The 21,185-nt window shown below is 31.9% G+C and carries 16 protein-coding genes; 11 read left to right on the forward strand and 5 right to left on the reverse strand.

The features are described 5' to 3' along the window. Window positions 1-96: 96 nt before the first annotated feature. A complete protein-coding gene (locus tag bsdtw1_RS21375; protein ID WP_183279510.1) occupies window positions 97-711 on the reverse strand; it encodes a DivIVA domain-containing protein in 615 nt (204 codons plus the stop codon). Between the two features lie 392 nt (window positions 712-1,103). Next, a complete protein-coding gene (gene polC / locus bsdtw1_RS21380) occupies window positions 1,104-5,447 on the reverse strand; it encodes a DNA polymerase III subunit alpha (protein ID WP_183279511.1) in 4,344 nt (1,447 codons plus the stop codon). Between the two features lie 421 nt (window positions 5,448-5,868). Between polC and ahpC the strand changes: the two genes are divergently transcribed. After that, window positions 5,869-6,432, forward strand: a complete 564-nt coding sequence (gene ahpC, locus bsdtw1_RS21385) for an alkyl hydroperoxide reductase subunit C (protein ID WP_183279512.1) — start codon at window positions 5,869-5,871, stop codon at window positions 6,430-6,432. A 9-nt stretch (window positions 6,433-6,441) separates the two neighbouring features. Then, window positions 6,442-7,971, forward strand: coding sequence for an alkyl hydroperoxide reductase subunit F (gene ahpF / locus bsdtw1_RS21390; protein ID WP_183279874.1), 1,530 nt, complete (start codon window positions 6,442-6,444; stop codon window positions 7,969-7,971). Between the two features lie 176 nt (window positions 7,972-8,147). Here the strand turns inward: ahpF and bsdtw1_RS21395 are convergent, their stop codons facing one another. After that, window positions 8,148-8,654: a sterol desaturase family protein gene (locus bsdtw1_RS21395; RefSeq protein ID WP_183279513.1), complete on the reverse strand. Its 507-nt coding sequence runs from the start codon at window positions 8,652-8,654 to the stop codon at window positions 8,148-8,150. A gap of 260 nt (window positions 8,655-8,914) precedes the next feature. Here bsdtw1_RS21395 and bsdtw1_RS21400 point away from each other — a divergent pair, with 260 nt between their 5' ends. From bsdtw1_RS21400 to bsdtw1_RS21435, 8 genes are all read left to right on the forward strand, one after another. Beyond that, the gene (locus tag bsdtw1_RS21400) at window positions 8,915-10,468 is read left to right on the forward strand and encodes a glycosyltransferase family 39 protein (RefSeq protein WP_183279514.1); all 1,554 of its coding nucleotides are present in this window, start codon (window positions 8,915-8,917) and stop codon (window positions 10,466-10,468) included. Window positions 10,469-10,492: 24 nt separating this feature from the next. Beyond that, window positions 10,493-10,678, forward strand: a complete 186-nt coding sequence (locus bsdtw1_RS21405) for a hypothetical protein (protein ID WP_183279515.1) — start codon at window positions 10,493-10,495, stop codon at window positions 10,676-10,678. 212 nt (window positions 10,679-10,890) lie between these two features. Next, a complete protein-coding gene (locus tag bsdtw1_RS21410; RefSeq protein WP_183279516.1) occupies window positions 10,891-12,594 on the forward strand; it encodes an AMP-binding protein in 1,704 nt (567 codons plus the stop codon). Further along, window positions 12,587-12,814 carry an acyl carrier protein gene (locus bsdtw1_RS21415; RefSeq protein WP_183279517.1) on the forward strand — a complete coding sequence of 76 codons (228 nt, stop codon included), beginning with the start codon at window positions 12,587-12,589 and terminating at the stop codon, window positions 12,812-12,814. The genes bsdtw1_RS21410 and bsdtw1_RS21415 overlap by 8 nt, the downstream gene beginning before the upstream one ends. 59 nt (window positions 12,815-12,873) lie before the next feature. Next, entirely contained in the window at window positions 12,874-13,353 is a 480-nt protein-coding gene (locus bsdtw1_RS21420; protein ID WP_183279518.1) for a 4'-phosphopantetheinyl transferase family protein, read from the forward strand. 15 nt (window positions 13,354-13,368) lie between these two features. Then, on the forward strand, window positions 13,369-14,073 hold the full coding sequence (locus tag bsdtw1_RS21425; protein WP_183279519.1) for an ABC transporter ATP-binding protein: 705 nt from the start codon (window positions 13,369-13,371) through the stop codon (window positions 14,071-14,073). A gap of 1 nt (window position 14,074) precedes the next feature. Next, window positions 14,075-17,329, forward strand: a complete 3,255-nt coding sequence (locus tag bsdtw1_RS21430; protein ID WP_183279520.1) for an ABC transporter permease — start codon at window positions 14,075-14,077, stop codon at window positions 17,327-17,329. Window positions 17,330-17,361: 32 nt separating this feature from the next. After that, window positions 17,362-18,729 carry a condensation domain-containing protein gene (locus bsdtw1_RS21435; protein WP_183279521.1) on the forward strand — a complete coding sequence of 456 codons (1,368 nt, stop codon included), beginning with the start codon at window positions 17,362-17,364 and terminating at the stop codon, window positions 18,727-18,729. Between the two features lie 66 nt (window positions 18,730-18,795). Here bsdtw1_RS21435 and bsdtw1_RS21440 read toward each other — a convergent pair whose 3' ends face one another. Then, the gene (locus tag bsdtw1_RS21440) at window positions 18,796-19,089 is read right to left on the reverse strand and encodes a CD3324 family protein (RefSeq protein ID WP_183279522.1); all 294 of its coding nucleotides are present in this window, start codon (window positions 19,087-19,089) and stop codon (window positions 18,796-18,798) included. A 663-nt stretch (window positions 19,090-19,752) separates the two neighbouring features. Here bsdtw1_RS21440 and bsdtw1_RS21445 point away from each other — a divergent pair. Beyond that, the gene (locus tag bsdtw1_RS21445; RefSeq protein ID WP_183279523.1) at window positions 19,753-20,415 is read left to right on the forward strand and encodes a FusB/FusC family EF-G-binding protein; all 663 of its coding nucleotides are present in this window, start codon (window positions 19,753-19,755) and stop codon (window positions 20,413-20,415) included. A gap of 213 nt (window positions 20,416-20,628) precedes the next feature. On the opposite strand, the gene bsdtw1_RS21450 is transcribed toward bsdtw1_RS21445, so the two are convergent. Continuing rightward, the gene (locus bsdtw1_RS21450) at window positions 20,629-21,132 is read right to left on the reverse strand and encodes an Rrf2 family transcriptional regulator (RefSeq protein ID WP_183279524.1); all 504 of its coding nucleotides are present in this window, start codon (window positions 21,130-21,132) and stop codon (window positions 20,629-20,631) included. Window positions 21,133-21,185 lie beyond the last annotated feature (53 nt).

The following is a 21,185-nucleotide window of genomic DNA, read 5'->3' on the forward strand; positions in this document are numbered from 1 at the left end:
CATTTCATAATAATTCCTTTTTCTAATAAAACACTTCCATCTGAATCTTTCAAATCAACCTCAAGCCCTTTTCCTCATAAAATAATCTCTTCCTTTTCATTCCACATAATATCCATCTGTTCTAAGTCCGCATCTTTTCCCAATACTACCCAAGTTATCAATACTACTTTCCACAATTACTTCTAATTCGGTAATATCACCTGTTTTATAATTAGCATCAGGCAAATTATATTTTTTATAATCCTCATCATATCTAGCTATCATATTCTCAATCTCTTTTGATATTTCATTTTGAACTTCTTCCATGTTATGTTTTGCTTTTGAGTAAAAACCTTCAATAATTCTCTTTAATTTATATTCATGTCCATTAAATATTTCATATATATCTTGCTTGTATTTATTTGATTCCATTAATGTACTATGAATAATTTCTTCAGCTTCAAGCTTGGCCCTTTCTACAATTTCAGCAGCTTTTCTTTCTGCAGAAGACTTTGTTTCTAAAGCAGCTTGTTCAGCATTAATCAATACAGATTTAATTAAATCCTCTTCATCTTTATACTCATTTATCTTAATTTTTAATTCTGATATTTCCTCAATTAATCTATCCTTCTCCTCCACCAATTTTTCAATATATCCATCAACTTGATTTGTGTCATATCCTTTAATAACCTTTGTAAATTTCCTTAATTGATTTACTCTTTTATCACCCATAATATTTGCTCCTCTATTTAAAATTTAAGCTATTTTATTCAATATTTCTTCATTCAAAATTCCATTCATAAAACTATATGCTGAATATTTAATTATAGGAGATGTATTTTCTTTACTTACAATTATCCTTAATATACTTAATGACTTAGAATAATTACCTTAATAATCTTATCCTTAATTGAATTTAGCATGATTTTCTGCTTTCATATCTATCCCATTATTCTAGTAATTTTGTACTAAATACATATGTGAAAAAGTTTAAAAAAATTCTGTTTGTTAATTATAAATATGAAACCTTAAAGAAATATTCTAATAATGAAAGGTCTCAGGAAAAACCTGAGACCTCTTTTACTTATAACAGCTTTATAAAAACAACTTAAAGCTACCGTCTATTAAATTAAATCGAAAAAGCTCAACTGATCTTTTTCAGGAAGACCGTTTAAACATCCAAACTTTCTAAGTGAATCTATAGCTGAATTACCTATTTTAGCACGTTTTTTCAGATCTTCTATAGAATTTATAGGTGTATCATCCTTTATAGCCTCTTGTATTGCATTGTATATTCCTTCTGCTGCCACATTTCCCATACCAGAAATACTATTTATTGGAGGTCTTATGCCTTCCTCTTCTACAAGAAAGTTTGTAGAGTGGGATTTATATAAATCAATTGGAAGGAACTTAAGGCCTCTCTCATACATTTCCAAAACTAATTCTAAATCATCATACATATCCTTATCTTTCGGAGCAGCCTGAATTCCTTGCATTTCAATTTCCTTCATCTTGGATTTAACTTTTTCTTTGCCAAAAATCATGAATTCTGCATCAAAAGCCTTTGCTCTGATAGTAAAAAATGCTGCATAGTAAGCCTTAGGTATATGAACCTTAAACCAAGCTATTCTGAAAGCCATCATTACATAAGCTGCTGCGTGGGCCTTAGGGAACATGTATTTTATCTTTCTACAAGAATCTATATACCACTCAGGAACTTGACATTCCCTCATGAGTGCTTCATATTCTGGCCACTTTGAATCCTTTAGAGCCTTACCCTTACGCACCGTTTCCATTATCTTAAAAGCAGTGTTTGGAGGAAGTCCTTTTTTAATAAGATAAATCATGATATCATCTCTAGTACATACTGCTTCACTTAAGGTTACTACCCCTTGGTCAATTAAGTCTTTAGCATTTCCAAGCCATACGTCAGTACCATGGGATAGTCCTGATATACATATCAAATCTGTAAAAGCCTTTGGCATAGTATCTAAAAGCATTCCTCTTACGAACTTGGTACCAAATTCAGGAATACCAAAAGTCCCAACCTTAGAATTTATCTGCTGTGGTGTTACTCCCAAAGCTTCAGTAGATGAGAATATGGACATGGTCTTCTTCTCATCCATAGGTATAGTCTTTGGATCTACTCCAGTTATATCTTGAAGCATTCTTATAACTGTAGGATCATCGTGACCAAGTATATCTAGTTTCAATAGATTCTGATCAATAGAGTGATAATCAAAGTGTGTTGTTATTATATCTGAATTCGGGTCATCCGCAGGATGTTGAACTGGGCAGAACTCAAAAATCTCTCTTCCCTTAGGCACAACAATAATTCCTCCTGGATGCTGTCCTGAAGTCCTTTTTATTCCAGTACAACCTTTTGATATTCTCATAATTTCAGCCTTACTTACTGTCATGTTCTTTTCATCAAAATACTTTTTTACGTATCCAAAAGCTGTCTTTTCAGCGATAGTACCAATAGTTCCAGCTTTAAATGTTGTTCCTTTTCCGAATATAACCTCAGTATATTTATGAGCTTTTGCCTGATATTCACCTGAAAAGTTTAAGTCTATATCTGGCTCTTTATCTCCATTAAATCCAAGGAAAGTTTCAAAGGGAATATCAATTCCATCCTTAGCGAGCGGTTCTCCACAAACAGGACAAGCTTTATCTGGTAAGTCAAAACCATTCTTAAATCCATGATCCTCAAAATCTGAATACTTGCACTTTGGGCACCTATAGTGAGGCGGTAGTGCATTTACTTCTGTTATACCAGTCATGTATGCAACAACAGAAGAACCAACAGAGCCTCTGGAACCAACCAAATACCCATCTTCATTGGATTTCCAAACTAGCTTTTGAGCTATTATATACATTACAGAGAAACCATTTTTTATGATTGAGTCTAACTCTCTCTCCAGTCTGTCCTGAACTAATTGTGGAAGTGGATCCCCATATAGTTCGTGAGCCTTCCCATAAGTAATATCTTTTATAGTCTGCTCGCAACCATCTATATGTGGTGTTGCTTTATCTGGAGATATAGGGCTTATTGGTTCACACATATCTGCTATTTTATTAGTATTTGTAACTACGACTTCATAAGCCTTTACTCTTCCTAAATAGTCGAATTCCTTAAGCATCTCTTCAGTTGTTCTCAAGTATAGGGGTGCTTGCTCATCTGCATCCTTAAACCCTTGACCTGCTTCAAGAATACGTCTATATATCTCATCTTCAGGATCCATAAAATGAACGTCCCCTGTAGCTACTACAAGCTTATTGAGCTTTTCTCCAAGAGCTACAATTTTTCTATTTATATCCTTTAGATAATCTCTATCAGGTACCTGACCATTTCTCACTAAATAGTCATTGTTTCCTATAGGCTGAATTTCTAAATAGTCATATTCTTCTGCAATTGCTTCAATTTCCTCATCAGATTTTCCAAGAAGTATTGCTTGATACAATTCTCCATCACTGCAGGCACTTCCAATAATTAAGCCCTCTGAATATTTTTTGTACATACTTTTTAATATACGAGGCTTTTTATAAAAATAATCTAAACTAGAGTAGGATACAAGTCTATATAAATTCTTCAGACCTACATAATCTTTTGCAAATATTATTGCATGATGTGTTCTGAGCTTTTTATACTCTTCTTTTTTAGATTCTTCATCAGAGCCATATAAGTCTACATCCTCAATAGTGGTTGCGCCTCTTTCTCTTAACATTTCAAGCATTACTTCAAAGACCTTAACAGTAGTATCTACATCATCCAATGCTCTGTGGGCAACTTCTACCTTTATACCAAGATTCTTGGCAATCCTCCCTAGTTTATAACTCTTATACTCAGGGAAAAGCGCTTGAGCAAGAGATAAGGTATCTAAATATGTAAAATCAAAGTCATACCCCAATACCTTTGCATTATGCTTTAGGAAGCCAACATCAAATCCAGCATTATGAGCAACCAAAACACTTCCTTCAATAAACTCCAACAACTTAGGAAAAACCTTCTCTATGGTTTCTGCATCTTTTACCATATCATCAGTTATGTTGGTAACCTCAACAACCCTTTCAGGAATCGGTTTTTCAGGGTTTACAAAGCAGCTGAACTGGTCTATTACCTTACCATCTTGATATTTCATTACCCCTATTTCAGTGATTTTTTCAGTTACTGGTGAAAAACCTGTAGTTTCTAAATCTAACACACAATAGGTGGTATCAATACTCTGTCCCTTTGGATTTGTAACAGATGGCTTTTTATCTGGAGCAAGATATGCCTCTACCCCATATAAAACTTTCATATCAGGATTGTTTCTTCCTAAAAGCTTATGAGCTTCTGGAAAAGCCTGCACCACTCCATGATCAGTTATGGCAATTGACTTCATACCCCAGCTCATAGCTCTCTTTATTAAATCAGTGGCACTGGTCATAGCATCCATTTGGCTCATCTGTGTATGCATATGAAGTTCTACTCTCTTGACCTCTGCATTATCCATCCTCTTCGCCCTTTTAATGCCTTGGGTTTCTATTATAATATTAGCAATCATCTCAACTTCGCCAGAGAACTTACTAAAGCTTGCACTTCCAACCAGTCTGACACCCTTTGCTTTTTTAAGTCTTGATAGTACAATGTCATATTCCCCTGGCTTTAAAAAGGACTTACAAGTCATAGAACTGGAGCCATCATATAAATCAAAAGACACTAATGTCTTCCCGCTTCTCAGTTCCTTTGCTTCTATATTAGATATTTCACCTTCTAAAGCTATTCTTCCCTCATCAGGTGTAATATCAGTAATCTTTATAACAGTATCCTTAATCTTAGAGCTTCTTCCTAAGATTACAAATGGATCACCTTTCTTGCCATCTGATTCTTCCTTTACTTCCTCCTTTTTAACTGGAGCTTCTTTAGGCACATTATTGCTTTGTTCAGTTTTGATTTGCTTTATAGCAGCAAGCATCTCTTTTTCACGTGCTTCCTCATGACGAACTAACTCTTCATTATTTACCTTATCAACAAACTTTATATTATATGTAGTACCGTAAAGAGACCTTATTGCTTCACGAAGCTGCTTATCATAACTCATCGCTTTTAAAAAACCGGATGCTGCAATTTTAAAATCAAAGTGTATGGTATTATCATCCACATTGTATTCGCTGTTATTTATAATTGTCTTTAGCATAGGATGTTTATCTGCCATAAGAAGAATAATATTTCTAATTTCCTGTTCTATTGGCTTTTTATCCGTTCCATCAGCATACTTAACAGAAATTATAGAATCATTCAAAGAGAATCTTTTCTTTATAAATGTATTAAGTCTTTCAAACTCATTTACTTCAATATATTTATCTGAGCTGATTTTCATCTCCAGCCGTTTACTTTTTTTACTTAAGACTACCGATTCTACAATAGCAGTATTTATATTACCACTTGTTTCATAGTCACTAAAAATTTCATTTATTCTTTTCATGGTATACTTTAACCCCTCTTCAAAATTTTTAGTACCTTACTATTATATAAAAAGACTCATTCCCTGTCATGTAGAAATAATATCTATATGCAAATTCCTTATTTAAAACTTTCCATCCTTATACTCTATATCTTTAATTATAAGCAATATATAACAGAAACAATCTTTATAAAAATTTATTGCCTATAACAAATCTCTAACTGTCTTACTTTAGTAGTTAGTTTTTGATAATGGGTATACTAACCCTATATTAAATAGTTACTGGAATAAATTTAAAAAGTTTATATAAAACTATTGACAAATAATTCTTTAGTTTTATAATTAATATCAAGTAATAATTATTATTAATTAGAACCGACTACAATATGTATATAAAATCCAATTAATATTATAAAACTAAATTTTAGGAGGTATTTTTATTATGTCACTAATAGGAACAGAAGTAAAACCATTCAAAGCATCAGCTTATCAAAACGGTAAATTTTTAGACCTTACTGAAGCAGATTTTAAAGGAAAGTGGAGTGTAGTTTGTTTCTACCCTGCGGACTTTACATTCGTATGTCCAACTGAACTAGAAGATTTGCAAGACAACTATGAAACTTTAAAGTCTCTAGGAGTTGAAGTATATTCAGTTTCAACTGATACTCATTATACCCACAAAGCATGGCACGATACTTCAGAGACTATTAAGAAAATTACTTATACTATGATAGGAGATCCTTCTCATATTATATCACGTAATTTTGATGTATTAATCGAAGCAGATGGTTTAGCTGATCGTGGTACTTTTATAATAGATCCAGATGGTGTTATTCAAGCTGTTGAGATAAACGCTGGTGGTATAGGTCGTGATGCAAGCATTCTTGTTAATAAGATAAAAGCTGCTCAATACGTTAGAAATAATCCTGGTGAAGTTTGTCCTGCTAAATGGAAAGAAGGTTCTGAAACACTTAAGCCAAGTCTTGATCTTGTAGGAAAGATCTAAGGAGAAGCTATTATGCTTGATTCAGATATAAAAGGTCAATTAGCCCAATATCTTCAATTGATGGAGGGCGATGTCCTTATTAAAATCAGTGCAGGATCTGATAACATATCAAACGATATGATTTCATTAGTAGATGAACTAGCATCTATGTCACCAAGAATTAAAGTAGAGAGAGCCACATTATCAAAAACACCTAGCTTTAGTGTCAATCGTATTGATGAAGACACAGGAGTAACTTTTGCCGGAATTCCTTTAGGCCATGAGTTTACTTCATTGGTGTTAGCTTTGCTACAGGTTAGTGGAAGACCGCCAAAGGTTGATCAAAAAATAATTGATCAAATTAAAAATCTTAAAGGTCAATATAATTTTCAATCCTATATTAGTTTAACCTGTCACAACTGTCCAGAAGTGGTTCAGTCATTAAATCTGATGAGTATTCTTAACACTAACATTACTCATACAATGATTGATGGCGGCACTTTCAAAGAGGAAGTTGAAAGCAAAAATATAATGGCTGTTCCATCAGTTTTCCTAAATGGTGAATTCTTTGGCAGTGGACGTATGACTGTGGAAGAGATTCTTGCAAAGCTTGGTACTACTCAAGATCCATCAGAATTCAGTAATAAAGAGCCTTATGATGTTCTTGTTGTTGGAGGTGGCCCAGCAGGAGCAAGTGCAGCCATTTATGCAGCACGTAAAGGAATTCGTACCGGAATCGTTGCTGAACGTTTTGGTGGTCAAGTAATGGATACTGTAGGAATTGAAAACTTTATAAGTGTAAAATATACCGAAGGTCCTAAGCTTGCAGCAAGCCTTGAAGAGCATGTAAAGGAATATGATGTTGATATCATGAATTTACAGCGGGTAAAAGGATTAACAAAAAATGATTTAATAGAAGTAGAACTTGAAAATGGTGCTGTTTTGAAAAGTAAGGCTGTAATAATTTCAACAGGTGCCCGTTGGCGTAATGTTAATGTTCTTGGAGAAAATGAGTTCAAAACAAAAGGTGTAGCATATTGCCCTCATTGTGACGCTCCTTTATTCAAGGGAAAACATGTTGCAGTAATTGGAGGAGGTAATTCTGGTATCGAAGCAGCTATTGATCTTGCAGGAGTTGTAAATCACGTAACTGTTTTAGAGTTCCTTCCAGAACTAAAAGCTGATGCTGTACTTCAAGAGCGCCTTTATAGTTTGAAAAATGTAACTGTTATAAAGAATGCTCAGACAAAAGAAATAACTGGTACCGATAAAGTAAATGGTATTACCTACATTGAACGTGATACTCAAGAAGTTAAACATATTGAATTGCAAGGAGTATTTGTTCAAATTGGTCTTGTACCTAATACAGATTGGTTAGGTGATACAATTGAACGTAACCGTATAGGTGAGATAATTGTTGATAATCATGGTGCTACAAATGTACCTGGAATCTTTGCCGCCGGTGATTGCACAAACAGTGCTTATAAGCAGATAATCATTTCTATGGGCTCAGGCGCAAATGCTGCTCTAGGCGCATTCGATTATCTGATAAGAAATTAATACTAGTAGAAAAAGAAGGAGAATCCAAATCATCGTGGACTTCTCCTTCTTTTAGATTTGCTAAATATCTCTTTTGGCTAATTTATATAACTGCACCGCTTAGTACTAGAATCTATATGTTTAAAGACTCTACTCGGAAGCCAGCAGAGTCTTTAAAATAGTTTTCCTATCTTTATCTATACTTTTTTTATAGTCCTAAATATAACATCCCAGAGGCTAGTTCCAATCCCAAAATTATATCTATACATATAATGATGTATCCTATGATGCTCCTTTAATTTCTTAAACAGTTTAAGTTTAAATACAAATAACTGTTTATTTTTTTTATGAAAATAGTAATGAACAAATTCCTCCCATAGGTTGTAAATAATACATACTATAAGAAACAAAATCCCAAGAAACCTACTTTTCATAAATATTGCAATGGCTAATGGAAGGTACAATACTATATTTCTTAAAATTTCACCAAAGCTTGATAGAACTGTTTCCTTATCTATCACTTCAAGTTCATAAGAATCTATTCCATGAAATACTTTATGATGAACTTTCACATGTTCTTGCTCATAAGAATTATGAAGCAGAAACCTATGGAGACAATATTCAATTAAAGAAGAATATAGCAAGCCTGACATTATAGTCATTACTAATATAATTAAACCAGATAGTTCTCTTATCCCGTACAAAATCAAGCCTCCTTTTTAAATAGTAAAATATTTAATCACTTTTAAATGATAATAATTCTCACAAACTTTATTATAAACCATTTTTATAAATTTGTTAATAGCAATTACTTACCAAGTGCTCTCTTTATATTTATACTATAAGTTATAGCTATAATATTTATGAATAAATATAAATAGTATATATTTAATAAATTTTTTAAGCTTTATTTAAGGTATTCACTTTATACTATAGATAAATGATGTTTAAGAGGAGGTTTAATATGACAGTATTTTTTAAAAAGGGATTATATTTAATACTTACTTTCTTTGTAGGACTATTTATAATATCTTCATTTTTTATTAGAGCAAAATATAGTTTTTCTGTATATGGCGATAACCCTATTTTAGAAAGACAGACCATTGGAATCTTTATTTTCGTTATAATAGGGCTAATTCTATTAAATATAGCATTATATAAGCTGTGCTTAAAACTCAATAAGTATAGTAAAAAAGTAGTAATTCCAATTACCTTATTACTATCCTTTCTTATGCAACTAGGTATTATATTTGCATTTACAGTTTTGCCTACAGCCGATTCTCAAACAGTGCTTTCCTTAGCGTTAAACATGCTATATAACAATGATTATTCTTCATTCCAAACTGGTGGGTATCTTTATATGTTTCCATTTAACTACTCCATAGTATTATACTTAAAAACCTTATTAGCTATATTTCCAGATAATTATCTTGTTATAAAGATATTTAATATATTATTTACTCTTGTTACGACTTTAATGATTTACTTAATATATAAGCAGATTAATTATAAATCCAAAGAAAATGACTATGGTGTTTTAGTGTTTGGTGCTACTTATATTCCTGTATTGCTAATGAGTAACTTCATATATAATGACATTATAGGAACAGCCTTATTAACTAGTGCTATATATTTTATCATTAGATTTGTAAAAGAAAAAACTATTAAGCACATCATTATTTCCTCTATACTTTTATCTATGGGTAACTATTTCAGAGGGATAGGAGTGCTTTATCTCATAGCTGCAATTATCTATATTTTACTGAGTTTTAAAAAAGTAGGCCTTAAAAAAGTTGCAACAGCCATATTGATAGTGGTTTCATTATTCAACATACCAAATTGGACTCAAAACATAGCTCTTCAATTAACAAATAAGGTTAGTGAATCTATTACTATAAATTCTGCACCAGTATATATGTGGCTAAACATGGGAATCAACATGGATAGGTTTGGTTTCTGGGATAATATGCAAAGTTACAATATATATCAACGACAAGCAGGTTATAACAAAGAGGAAAGTATCGAGTTATATAAACAATCAATTGAAAATAAATTATCCAATGCAACCTTTAGTGATTTAGTAACCATGTATTATAAGAAAATTGTATGGACTTGGACGGAAGGAACCTATCAAATTGATAGATATGGCATTGGTGATGGAGGAACTACAAACCAAAGAATGAGTATGTTGAGTGGTTATAGCTATACTACTTTTGCAACAGACTTATTTAAAGGTGATTCACCTTACAGAAGCTCCTTACTTTTAATACTGTATGTAATGAATTTTTTAATGTACTGCTTTATCCTTATTAGATTAATAAGTTCAATGAAAATTAAAAGATATGACGAAGCATTCTTAGTTTTAGTGATATTAGGATTTATTGGATTCTATATATTATGGGAGATAAAGTCCAGATATATATACCCAGTTTATCCATTATTGATAGTTCTATCTTATATGGGATTTAAAGATACTTACGACTTTTTCTTAGAAAACAAAATGGCAAAACGTATTTAATCAATTAAAAGGAGACCGTAAAATATGAGAAAGAGAATATATAGTTTTATATTTAAGATTATCCTTTTACTTATTTGTTCCTTACCGCTTATATCTTGTGAAGCGATAAATGCTCAAAAAATAACAAATACCAGTACTAATCCAGGATTGAATGGTGGAAATGGATTTAATAATAACCCATCCTCTAAATTTAACGGTCCCCGTAACTAAATCCAAAGACTCTAGCAAAAAATGCTAGAGTCTTTTTAGTTTTATACTACGATTTACATTAATCAAGTATTATAAAATGATGTAATTAAAATAACTTTATCATCATATATATCTTTATCTACCACATAAAATGATTTACTATTTTACACCACTTAGAAATATTAAAGATTATCTCTTGCCCTAAAATCAATAAAACTAGGAGGATACTATGTATGCCCAAAAGATTTTACAAATCTGAACCCTTAAGGGATATTAGGGTACTCATGAGAAGATCTAGCAAGCTTTATTCAGATCAAATTGCTTATGAAGAAATTAAGCCTCATAAACAAATTGCAAAATACTCTTTCCGCCAATTAGAAAGTGATGTAAATGCTCTAGGCACTAAGCTTTTGCATATGAACATGTATGGCTATCATTTTGCTATTTTATCAGAAAACTCATATGCTTGGGTAGTCAGCTATCTTTCTATACTAAATGGTGTAGGCATTGTCATTCCTCTAGATAAAGAATTAACAGATGAAGATATTGTTAAACTACTTATCAAAAGTGATGCTGATGTAATCATATGTTCAGATACCTTTGCTTCGTCTATGCCATATATACTGGACGAATGCCCAAATATAAAGAAATGCATAATAATTAATCCCAAATATGATTATCCTGAATTTCTTTCTCTTAGTAAACTCATTGAAAAAGGTAATGACTTACTTGAAGGTGGCAACAGAGAGTATTTAGATATTCCTATTGACACAGATTCTATGTGTGAAATAGTTTTCACCTCTGGAACTACTGGCGCAAACAAAGGTGTCATGCTAAGCCATAAGAGTATTATGGCTGTAGTATATGGTTCACTTTCTCTTATTGAACCAAAAGGGGTTAGCTTTTCAGTACTGCCAATCAACCATACCTACGAATGCAGTTGTCATATCCTAGGTGGACTTTATAGCGGAATAACCATATGCTTTAATGATAGTTTAAAAAGGGTGATGGATAATATGAAACTCTTTAAACCAAGTATGAGTTTAATGGTTCCTTTATTTTTAGAATCCATGCATAAGAATATTTGGAAAGAGGCTAAAAGAACCGGTTTAGAAGCACATTTAAAATATGGTGTAAAATTTAGTAATGTTATTAGAAAACTTGGTATTGATTTAAGAAGAACACTGTTTAAGCCCATTTTAGATAACTTTGGCGGGAATCTATGTCAAATAGTATGTGGAGGGGCCCCTTTACGCTTAGACATCATTAAGTCTTTTGACTCTATTGGTATAGAAATTTTTAATGGCTATGGCATAACTGAATGTGGTCCTCTTGTTGCCACCAACTCTTATATGTGGAAAAAGCTAGGATCTGTAGGCCGTGTTATGCCTGGTTGCAAAGTTAGAATTAGTACTCCTAATGAAAATGGTTATGGCGAAATTCAGGTAAAAGGCGATAACGTAATGTTAGGATATTATAAGGATCCAGAAAGCACAAAGCTTTCCTTCACTGAAGATGGCTGGTTCAAAACAGGCGACCTAGGTTATCTTGATAATTCAAACTTTTTATATATATGTGGAAGAGAGAAAAATCTAATTATTCTACCAAACGGTAAAAATGTACATCCTGAAGAGATAGAAGATATCATTAGTAAAAATCTATCTTATGTTAAGGAAGTAGTAGTTTTTTCGTCAACTGTCTCTGAAAGCAATGAAGAATGCATCACAGCTTGTGTATATGTTGATGAAGATCTTATAAAATTAGATGCTATCGATATAAAAGATAAATTGAATCAAGACATCAGGCTTCTAAATAAAAATCTTCCAGTATATAAAAGAATAACAAATATTTTAGTTAGTGAATCTGAATTTGAAAAAACAACTACAAGAAAAATAAAAAGATCTTTAGTTTTAGAGAGGAGTGCTGAAAATGCTTAACTTAATCATAAAGATTATTCAAGAATTTGCAGAAATCGATGAAAATTCTATTACAAAAGATACTAATTTCATTAATGATCTTCATTTAACCTCCTATGACATTGTAGGAATAATCGGAAAAATAGAAAGTGATTTCGGTATAGAAATTCCAGATAGAGAAATTAGAAACCTAGACACTGTAGGAGAATTAATTAAATACTTAAATAACAAATTACTATGATATATACATGCACCTTAAAAAGCCAAACCTATCAAATTCACTCTAATATATCTCATCTTTTGGGACAAAAACTACTAACCTATGCCTTGCAAGAGGAAAAAGCAATCAACTACAGAGATGAACCTTTAATCTTAAATCCATGGGGCAAACCTAGCCTTAAAAACCATCCTAATATTCATTTTAATATCAGTCATAGTTTTAACTGCATAGCCTGCGTAATTTCTGATACTTATACAGTTGGAATTGATGTGGAAAAGATTCGCATATTCAACCTTTATGCTGCTAAAAGAGTATGTACTACTAAAGAACTTGATAAAATCTGTTCTTCATCAAATCCAAACAGATTGTTTTTTAAGTTTTGGACTTTAAAAGAAAGCTATATTAAAGCTATAGGTAAAGGCCTTTCTCATCCTATGAAAGATATCAACTTTGAAATTTATCCTGATGGACAAATATTGTCCAATTTATCAGAGTGTACATTTCATTTAATTGACGATAACAATGAGTTTATAACAGCAGTTTGTTATTTAAACATATAGGAAAGGAAGTGAAATATGGATAATTTTATTGAATTTAAAAATGTTAAAAAGGTATACAAAATGGGCGAAGTAGAAATTGAGGCCCTGTCAGGAGTAGATTTTTCAATAAGTAAAGGTGAGTTTGTAATTATTGCAGGTGCAAGTGGTGCAGGAAAAAGTACCATTCTTAATATTCTAGGTGGAATGGATAGCCTTTCTTCTGGAGAGATTTTTGTTGATGGTGCTAATATAAGTCGTTATTCTACAAAGGAATTAATAACTTATAGGAGACATGATGTAGGATTTGTATTTCAATTCTATAACTTAGTCCCTAATCTTACTGCTAAAGAAAATGTAGAATTAGCTTCTCAAATAAGTAAAAACCCTTTGGATATTGATAAAGTTATTTCCGATGTAGGCCTTGATGATCGTAAAATTAATTTCCCCGCACAACTTTCTGGTGGTGAACAGCAAAGAGTTGCAATTGCAAGAGCCTTAGCTAAAAACCCAAAACTAATGCTTTGTGACGAACCAACAGGAGCACTTGACTACAAAACTGGTAAATCCATCTTAAAACTACTTCAAGATACCTGCAGAAATACTGGAATGACAGTAGTGATTATTACACATAACCTTGCACTTACCGCTGTTGGGGATAAGGTTATTAAAATAAAAAGTGGGAAGGTCGAATCAATCACACAAAATGAATTACCTATGGATGTAGAAAAGGTGGAATGGTAATATGAAGACTGCATTATGGAAAGATTTCTTTCGTGAAGTCCGAAAATCACTAAGTAGATTTATTTCTATTTTTGCTATAGTATTTATCGGAGTTGCTTTTTTTGCAGGAATTAAAGCCACCTCCCCTGACATGAAGAACTCGATGGATCTATACTACGACAAATATAATCTCATGGATATCCGTATAATGTCAACGCTTGGACTTACAAAAGATGATATAAATGCAATCAGTAATACCTCTGAAGTTGAAGCTGTTCAACCTGGTTATTTTACTGATGTGGTTAGTACCATTAATTCTACCGAATTTGTTTTTACAGTGCATAGCCTACCTTCAGATAAAATCTATAATTCAGATAACAATTATATTAATGCAATTAAGTTAACAGAGGGTAGATACCCTGAAAAGTCTGGTGAATGTATAATTGAAGATTCTTCTTCTATAATAGATTCAGGTCTCTCTATTGGGGATACAATTAAGGTAAGCTCCGGAAAATCTAAATCAATTACTGATGGAACCTTAACTACAGATGAATTTAAAATAGTTGGTAAAGCAGTAACTCCTTATTATCTTTCCTTTGAAAAAGGTTCTTCAGAAATCGGCAGTGGAAAAGTTAACTTTTTCATGATGGTTTTAGATAAAGACTTTGCCTTACCAGTTTATACAGAAGCTTTAGTAACAGTTCAAAATGCAAAACAATTAGACTCTTTTAGTACTGAGTACAAAAAGCTTATATCTAAAGTAGTTACACCACTTGAAAACTTAGGCGAAGACAGGAGTATGATCAGACTTGATGAAGTAAAAAAAATGGCAATGGATGAACTGGAAAGAAATAAGAGAGAATTCGATGCCCAAAAGCAACTTTTTACAGATAAAATAAAAAAAGCCGAAGAGGACTTAAATCAAGCTCAAATAAAGTTGGTTGCAGGAAAAGCTAAACTTGAAACCGAAAGAAAAAACTTTCTTAATAACTACACTCAGGCTTCAAAACAAATTTCTGACGGCGAAGTACAGTTAGCTCAAGGCAGACTTAAATATGAACAAGGCCTTGCTGAATATAATAAAGCTATATCAGAACATGGCAAAGATATAGACAATTTAAACAAAGCAACACAAGCGGTAAATGATCTTCGTAGTCAGGCTAATGCTCAAATACAACAACTTAATAAAAGCTTGAGCGACCCTACTCTCTCTGAGGGGGATAAACAATCATTAACACAACTTATTCAATTTTATAAAGCTTTTCTTTCCATTATGGATTTAGGAATAAACCCACTTAATGAACTTAACGATTATACTCAAGGACAAGTAGCCCGATCGAAATCAGAACTGGACAGTGGAAAAAAAGAGTTAGATCAGAAATCTGCTGAACTTGCAGTTGCCAAAAAAAGTCTTGAAACTGGAAAAAAACAAGCTAACGCTCAATTTGCTTCGTCTGAACAACAGTTAAAACAAGGAACAACAGAATATGAAAACGGAAAAACTGAACTTGAAAAAGAAAAAGCCGATGGTCAAAAAAAGCTTGATCAAGGTCAAGAAAAGATCATTCGTGCTGAAGATGAAATAGATAAAATATCAAAACCTCAATGGTATGTACTAGATAGAAACTTCAATTATAGCTATGTAGATTATGAAAAAACAGCTGATAGAATAGATGCTATAGCAAAGATATTTCCTGTATTTTTCTTTTTAGTAGCCAGTTTAGTATGCCTCACTACTATGACAAGAATGGTTGATGAACAAAGAGGTACTATTGGTGCCTATAAAGCGCTTGGCTACGGAAATAAATCAATAGCACTAAAATATGTACTATATGCAGCAATTGCAAGTTTTCTAGGAGGTGTACTAGGGCTTTCCTTAGGAATGAATATTTTCCCATCAGTTATTTATAACGCTTGGTCAATGATGTACACACTTCCTCCTCTTAAAACAGTTACTCAAATTCCATTGATGGTTATCAGTGTTCTTATAGGTGTTTTAGTGACCACACTTTCAGTGCTAGGAGCCTGCTACAAAGAATTAAGAGAAACTCCAGCACTACTTATGCTCCCTAAATCACCAAAGCCAGGAAAAACAATTTTTCTGGAGAAAATTTCTCCTATTTGGAAGAGATTATCCTTCTCTCAAAAAGTTACTGCACGTAATCTATTTAGATATAAAAAACGTTTTTTCATGACCATAATTGGTATTGCAGGTTGTTCCGCTCTACTACTTGCTGGATTCGGTTTAAGTAATTCTATAAGTCAGATTGTAAACAAACAATATAAGGAAATATTTACTTACGACTTGAACATGAACTATAAACCAGGATCCACCGAAGAAGATCAATCTCGTGTGATGGATACTCTTAAGGATAATAGTAATGTGAAATCATATCTTCCTGGCACTGAATTGAATGCTAAGATTAAAAATGGTAAGGACGACATTTCACTTACACTTATTGTTCCAAGTGATAATTACAAATTTAGAAACTATATTACTTTGAGAGAAAGAACTACTCAAAAGCCAATAATAATTCCTGAAAAAGGAGTTGTTATTAATGAAAAGCTGGCAAAAGAGTTAAATGTTCATATAGGGGATGCTATAGAACTAGACAATGGCGATGGTGCTACAAAAAAAGTAGAGATTGCAGCAATTACTGAAAACTATGTATTCCATTATGCATATATGTCAGCAGAATACTATAAAGAAATTTACCGTCTTGCTCCAAAAACAAATAATCTTATGATTAAGCTAAATAAAACTAGTGCCGATGCAGAGAGCACCTTAGGAAGTATACTGATTAAAGATGGCAGCGTTGCATCTGTTGAGTTCTATTCTTCTGCAGCTGACAAATTTAATGATACTGTAAAAATACTAAATAACATTGTTATTGTCATAATTTTATCTGCAGGCCTGTTAGCATTTGTAGTTCTTTACAATCTTACTAATATAAACATTGGTGAAAGAATCAGAGAAATAGCTACCATTAAGGTATTGGGATTTTACAACAAAGAGGTTTCAACTTATGTATACAGAGAGAATATAATACTTTCCATTATAGGTTCTGGTATTGGCCTTCTCATGGGTATAATTCTTCACAGATTCATAATGGTTTCCATTGAACAAGATGGAATAATGTTTGGAAATCACATTGATGGAATCAGTTTTCTATATTCATTCTTGATTACATTAGGTTTTGTTATTCTGGTAAATATCTTTATGTATAGAAAATTAACAAATATCCCAATGGTTGAGTCTCTGAAGTCGATAGAATAAGTTATCATCACAATTTAGACTTGGAGGCAAATATGGAAAGAAAATATTATGACTTAAGCGCAGCTCAAAAAATATTACTTCTTAGCCAAAAATATACTCTTCATAAGCAAGTGAATAATGTCTGCACATCGATATTGATGGATACAGAACTTGATTTTGAAATGTTAAAGAAGGCTATACAAAAAGCATATGAAAGAAATGATTCCTTAAGAGTTAGACTTATAAAGTTAGACAAGGAAATTAAACAATATTTCCTGGAAAATGAAGAGCCCTATATAGGTTATCTAGATTTTAGAGGCAAATCCTTAGAAGAAATGGAAAATAAATTATATAAGCTAGCCAGCAAACCAATAACAGGCTTTGAAAAACAACTTAGTAAGGTATATATGCTTCATTCCTTTGATGGAAGATGTGGAATTTACTTTGCAGTAAGTCATATGATTTTAGATTCTTGGGCAATAACTACATTTTTTAAAGATGTTTTAGCTGTATATGATTCACTAATAAATCATACTGATTTGCCTAAGCCATTATATTCTTATGAAGAACTCCTCATAAAAGATTTAGATTATAAAAATACTGAAGCCTATAAAAAAGATCTTGAATTCTGGGAAAAAACTCTCAATATATCAGAACCAATCTTTACTGATGTAAATGGAGTTTCTGTACTTGAAAAATATCGTGCAAAGCATAAAAATCCTAATTTACGTTATGCACCGATATTTAGCTTGTTTACAAAAGCTAAGAATGTAATGTTGCCAGTCCCTAAAGAATTAGTAGTTTCTATGGAAGCCTTCTGTACCTCAAACAAACTTCCAATGCAATCGTTAGTGCTACTAGCGTATTCCAACTACTTTTCAAAAGTAAATAATAAGGAAAATGATATTAGCATACACACAGTAGTTGCAAGAAGAGGTACCTTAAAAGAAAAAAATTCTGGTGGAACTAGAGTTCATTTTATGCCTTTAAGGATTATTCTTAAGGGAGATCACACTTTTAAAGAAGGCTGCGAAATCATAAGTGAAAAGCAAAATGAAATCTATAGGCACTCATCAATTAGTCCACTTGAAGTTATGGATCTATGGCATAAGTTGTTCAATATTCCCCAAATCGGCACATACCTTTCAACAGCATTAACTTTTCAACCAGTAAAATTGGTAGCTCCTAATGGAGTTAGAATTGAAACAAAATGGTACGGAAATGGTGCTGCTGCAAATCCTTTATATTTGACAGTAATGGATGGTGATGGCACTGGATCACTTAAGTTTTACTATGAATATCAAACCCATAGAATATCTTTTGACACAGTACAGAGACTTCATGCTCACATGATTAAAGTCTTTGAAACTGGAACAAGTAATCCCGAGGTAACCATAGATGCATTGCTAAATATCAATTAAATTAATAAAGGCCAGTAGCTACTTTTGTTTTATCAAATCTAGCTATAGGCCTTTTATACTTATTTATCATTCTGTATTAGTCTTAATCACGTTTTTCCTTTGCTGACCAATAATCCTTCTTATACTTTTATCTGAAAGATAATATTCCTTAGCTAAATCAAAGATTGCCACACCACTTATATACTTCAGATAAATTTCTTCATTTCTTCTTTTTAAAGTACTTCTTGAACCGCTATTTTCTCCCCATTTCTTTTGCTCTTCTTCTCTTCTAGGTATATATAAATATTCACCATTCACATATTCTTGAATAATTTTTACTATATCATCTGGTAAAACATTGTATGCATTACTATATTTCATATCTTTACTCCTCCAAAAATTTATTTTTTGTTGAAGCAAAGACCAAAAAAACTGCTACAAAGCTATGTTTGCAACAGTTTTTATTCTTAATATAAAGGAATAAATGTATGAAATCATCTATTAAATCACCTAATGCTGAATAATTGAACGATAATTAAAGCCCTTTAATGAAAATCAAAAAGAACTTAATAACACCACATAATTCAGCATCAGCTATTTTAACAAATTAATCTCCAAGCAAAGCATAGCCGATTTAGTTTTTATGGCCTTCGCAAGGAGTGTTCCTTAATCCCAATTCATGTTTATAAATCATACTGTTTACACCTTTCATACATAATTGCATCTAATTATTTTAATAAATTACATTTATATTATACAGTTTTTTTATAAGGTTCTCAATTAGAATTTTATGCCTTTATACAAAAGGATACTCTATTTTTTATCATGCTTTGCAAATACCTCTCCATTACTGGCAGGTATCATACAACAAAAATAGTTGAATATAACTTTCTGTGCTCATAATCATTACAGAACTATAAATTAGATTGAGCCCTTATTTTAAATCATGTTATTATTTTATTATAGAAATTCAATGAATATTATCATATTTGTTCAAACTAATGATAAAAAATAATATGTCTTAGAAAAGAGGTACTGAATCTTATGAAAGTTTTTATAAAGAAACATCAATATAATTATATAAAGAGATGCTTAAATGACTTAAGTAATACTTACAAAACTTGTTCAGACAGCAATGTCATTGATGCTTTTAAAGCATATACACAGGACAAAATCTTCAATCTTTTTGCCAATTTAACTGAAGAAGAAAAAGAACTACTAAGCCTTAACAAAATAACTGAACCATCTCATATCAATAATTATTTATCTAATTTAGATGAATACGTGTATGGTATGCCTGTAATCACAAATGCGCAAATCAGTAAATTGTTTAAAAAAGAAAAGAAACTTAAACTGCCAGACTTAAATCAAGAAAATTCAAAGAATGTATACCTAGGTTGGATCGATAAATCCACTAACAAATTATTTGTAGCATACAATATGGGCGAAAAGCTAATAGGCATGGCCTGTAGAATAACAAGCACTGACTCTAAGAAAGCTAATATCTGTTCCTTATGCAATTGTATACACGTAGAAAACGAAGTAGCCTTTGTTTCACCTATCTGTAAGACATCTAATGCTTCAGAAGGTGGCTATAAATCAATAGGATTTACAGTATGTTTGGATAGTGTGAAATGTAATGAGCGAATAGAATCTGTGGAAAAACTTGAGGATATCTTAAAAGAAGTTAACAATATAAAGTTATAATGATATGTACCACTTCATATTGAAACTTATTATTTTTAAATTTTCTCACCTGAACCCGTGAGAGTTTTAAAAATAGATTTCGGATTGAAGTGGTACATCTTTATCAAGACTTGATTTATTGGCATTAACATAGAGCTTAATAGCAAAAAGCACCGTTAAGTAGTTAAAAAGGTATCTTTCTAACTACTATAACGGTGCTATTTTAACTACTCATTACTTTCTGCTATTATTGAACCATTCAATTGTTTCTCTTTCTATATCCTTAGGAAGTTTTTTATTATATACCTCATCATATAACCATGCTAATGTCTTACTATTTAGGTGTTTTCTCATTTCATCTTCTGCTTCTAGCATTACAACTTTTATTAGGCAAGGGCATTTCGTATGTGAATCTGGTAAGTTATCCTTATCTAATAATATATTGTTTTGCCTAATTTCTGCACATTGGAAGAAAGGCTCACTTCCTTCTACAGCTTCAACAACATTCCAAAAGGTTATCTCTTCTGCACTACGAGCTAATGCATAGCCGCCCTTTACACCTGGTATAGATTTTATAATTCCTGCCCTACTCAATTTTGCATATACCTTTGATAGATATGTTTCTGAAACACCTTGAAATGTTGCTAAATCTCGTATACCCACAGATTTACCTTCTTCTAGTTTTACCATATATAATAAACAATGTAGTGCGTATTCTACTCCAATTGAAAATTTCATTCCATTTATACTCCTTTAAACATCTTGTGACCTTCTTTTATAATAGCTTATTA

It is taken from the genome of Clostridium fungisolvens, assembly GCF_014193895.1.
GTDB lineage: Bacteria > Bacillota > Clostridia > Clostridiales > Clostridiaceae > Clostridium_AR > Clostridium_AR fungisolvens.